A 1,622-nucleotide genomic window follows, 5' to 3' on the forward strand; every position below is an offset into this window, starting at 1 on the left:
CACGCGCCGTTTCGATGAAGCTTCGCACCTCTATCAAAACGGGTAACCCCACCTCGCGGCAAGGAACTCTGTCAAATCAAGTCTGAACTTCTACAATTTACTTCGGCTGCCGGTATCCAGTTGAAATCGTCAGCCACGCCGTATGGTTGTACTTCCGGTTTACGCTGAGCTTCCGGGACGTGGAAGAAATCCTGGCGTATCGCGGGATCATTGTCAGCCATGAATCCGTCCGCCATTGGACGCTCAAGTTCGGCCAGACCTATGCCAATGCTCTTCTTCGCCGGCAGCCACACCGCGGGGACAAGTGGCACCTGGACGAAGTCGTCCTGACCAAGAACGGCAAGCACCACTATCTTTGGCGGGCCGTGGATCAGGATGGCTACACGCTCGATATTCTGCTGCAGTCCCGTCAGGATCGGAAAGCTGCCAAGCGCTTCTTCCGCAAACTGCTCAAGGGACTGTGCTACGTCCCCCGAGTCCTCGTGACCGACAAGCTCAAGAGCTACGGGGCGGCCAAGCGCGACATCATACCGGTCATTGAACACCGACATCACAAGGGCCTCAACAATCGGACTGAATTGTCGCATCAACCGACCCGACAAAAGGAGCGGCAGATGCGCGGCTTCAAATCACCGAAGCAAGCCCAAAGGCTCTTGTCGACTCATGCTCACATCGGCAACCTGTTTCGGATTCTCCATAGGCACACGACAGCTGCCAACTGTCGCGCAGCTCGTCTTCACGCGTTTTAAACTTGGAAGGAGGCGACGTGCGCCCATAGTCTTGCCTGAAGACTCTCACCTTTACGAGGATCCGCGACTTTCGGTGCTAACTTACGATAGGTCTGGCTTTTTCTCGCATTGAGTGCAGTACTGCAGGAAAGGTGCAACTTCACCATCTGTGTGCCTACTTAATCGGCCGGCACGATCTCGCGCAGGATCTCCCTCGGAGGCTGGTTCTGGAGGAGATCCAGCTGCTTCTCCGCTAATCCCCGCGTCAATAAGGATTGGGATACTTGAAATCGAGAGGGTGCCCCCTGCAGCCATGTGGGTTAACTCGACTGTTCGAGACAATGGCCTCGACCCGACTTCAATCCGCTCCGTTTGGGGTCGATCGGCAATAGCGGGCTTTCCAGGAAGTCGACGATCTGTTGCACTCTCCCTCGGCAGTCGGTGTTCGGCTGCCTTGGTGAATGTGACCGTCTTTGGAGGGAACTATGAGAGCTAAGCACATCGTATTCGTCCATGGTCTGTTCGGTTGGGGCCACGGTGCCGTCGCTGATCTTCCTTATTGGGGCGAAGCTATCCCGGCATTACGCGACCAGTTGGACAAGAAAGTCCGTCGTGACAATAACCATTCACGAGGCGAGTTGTGGTCCTGTCAGCTCATTTCATGATCGAGCCTGCGAGATCTTTGCGCAGTTGATGCGCGAAAAGGTCGACTACGGGGCAGAACACGCCGCCACTGAACACCACAAACAAATCGGAAACGATCAAACGGGAAGGCTTGCGCCCCAGTGGCCGACAGATGAACTGTAGAAGTCGCGACCTGATCTGACAGTTACCCGTTTTGGGTGCGCTGGGTTGTCAGATCAGATTCAACTGACCGACTTTCTGGTTCCACAC

At 55.4% G+C, this 1,622-nt stretch carries 1 protein-coding gene; it reads left to right on the forward strand.

Translation table 11 applies throughout. The annotated features are described in order from the left end of the window. Positions 1 to 95: 95 nt before the first annotated feature. Complete coding sequence (locus EK23_RS21270; RefSeq protein WP_045227406.1) at positions 96 to 749, forward strand: IS6 family transposase; 654 nt, start codon at positions 96 to 98, stop codon at positions 747 to 749. The last annotated feature ends 873 nt before the right edge of the window (positions 750 to 1,622 follow it).

Source organism: Methyloterricola oryzae (assembly GCF_000934725.1).
Lineage (GTDB): Bacteria > Pseudomonadota > Gammaproteobacteria > Methylococcales > Methylococcaceae > Methyloterricola > Methyloterricola oryzae.